Annotated in this window: 3 protein-coding genes; all 3 read right to left on the reverse strand. The window is 34.3% G+C overall.

Annotated features, from left to right (window positions below; genetic code table 11):
* Positions 1 to 17: 17 nt before the first annotated feature.
* Positions 18 to 305 carry a hypothetical protein gene (locus HG1285_RS01750; RefSeq protein WP_008289313.1) on the reverse strand — a complete coding sequence of 96 codons (288 nt, stop codon included), beginning with the start codon at positions 303 to 305 and terminating at the stop codon, positions 18 to 20.
* A gap of 9 nt (positions 306 to 314) precedes the next feature.
* Positions 315 to 992, reverse strand: coding sequence for a hypothetical protein (locus tag HG1285_RS01745; protein ID WP_008289314.1), 678 nt, complete (start codon positions 990 to 992; stop codon positions 315 to 317).
* A gap of 51 nt (positions 993 to 1,043) precedes the next feature.
* Positions 1,044 to 1,469: hypothetical protein (locus tag HG1285_RS20005; protein ID WP_198005462.1), on the reverse strand; the 426-nt coding region annotated here is incomplete at its 5' end.

The raw sequence follows: 1,469 nt of genomic DNA on the forward strand, positions 1-1,469 counted from the left end.
TACAAATGTTCTCATATCTATATACTCTCTGACAGCTGTGCTTCCAAAATCCTTGGATCCTTTTCAAGTTCTGTTTCAATAAGTGTCAGTATTTCAAGTTCTACCTCCTCTGACCACTGAGCCTTAAGATATTTATAAAGGTCTATTCCGTAATCTGGATGCCTGAAGTGTGAACCTTTTACTGTTTTGAGTCTATTAATAATATCCTGAATGAGGCAATATTTATCGTTTACAGTTGTTATATCTCCTGTCGGCAAAACCTGAAAATCTCCATTAATGCAGTAGATATCTGTTCCAAAATCCATTTTCGCCCTCTATATAGTTTGGTTTGGTGTTCCTGTTGTTCCTCCGCTATCTCCCGGATGAGTATGAGAATTGTATGTATCCCTTAGCTGAGATAGTGTTCCTTTTGTTCCTCCCAAATCTGCTATTTGCCCATTGGATGTGATGTTTCCTGTTGTTAGGAGATTTCCGGTTATCTGCACATCTCCGGTTAGAAAAAATCCCGAAGGTGCTGTTAGCTCTACTTTTTTATATGACCCTGACCACAGGTTTGAAACATTTTCCGTTTTGTTGTTGCCAACCTGTTTTATCTCATCTTTTGGAACGTTTATCTGAAGGTTATCCTTCCCATGTTGTGGAATAGATTTTCTGAAAGGAAGAATTCCATCTATGACTGGATAGGACAGACATCCATACAGGAATGACACTTTTACTATTGCTCCTTTTTCAGGAAGGAAAAATATTCCCCTGTTATTTCCAAACCCTATCCCAAGAATTGGAACATCTGGAATAACAAGCTCTGAATCTTTAAAGTCTCCACCCTCTGTAAGTTCTATTAGTCTTACATCAGCTGAATACAGGCAGTTCAGAAAATCAGATTTACCTGCCACTTCATAAACTTTTTCTACCTTTCCTAATACTGGCGGAGTAGGAATAGATACTGTCTTCTCTATTAAGCTTTTAATTTCTTCAATCTGTTTTTCAATCATAAGAAAAAGATATATTAGGGGAGGGTAGAGGATTAGGACAGGTTGGACAAGTTAACTAAATAAAGTGACTTTCTTTCGATCTATTTGTTTTTTCCCTCTTAATAGTATTACTTCAACTTCCTTATTGCTTTTTTCATAATCTGCCTCATCTATCCTAATGCGAGGAATAGTTATAAGTATTGATTGCTTTGTTTCTTTTATTTTTATAACAAGCTTATTATTTTCTCTATTAGATTCGTATGGGAGGTTTATTTCATTTGTTATGACAACTTCAAATCTACTATCAAAATGTAGTTCTAACTGATCATCTTTTTTTAAGTTTTCACAAAAAATCAATAGTGGTGATTCGAATATTAATACATATCCATTCCTTGTATTCTCCTTTTTAGGATGTCGATTTAAAGTTTTGACATTTAATGAAGAATCGGATGAAAATAACTTATTTCTAATAATATACATTATGTATAATAACAACAA

The sequence above is a fragment of the Hydrogenivirga sp. 128-5-R1-1 genome (assembly GCF_000171895.1).

Coding starts and splice junctions, on each gene's coding strand:
- HG1285_RS01750 (WP_008289313.1), bottom strand. CDS start 305: ATGGATTTTGGAACAGATATCTACTGCATTAATGGAGATTTTCAGGTT.
- HG1285_RS01745 (WP_008289314.1), bottom strand. CDS start 992: ATGATTGAAAAACAGATTGAAGAAATTAAAAGCTTAATAGAGAAGACA.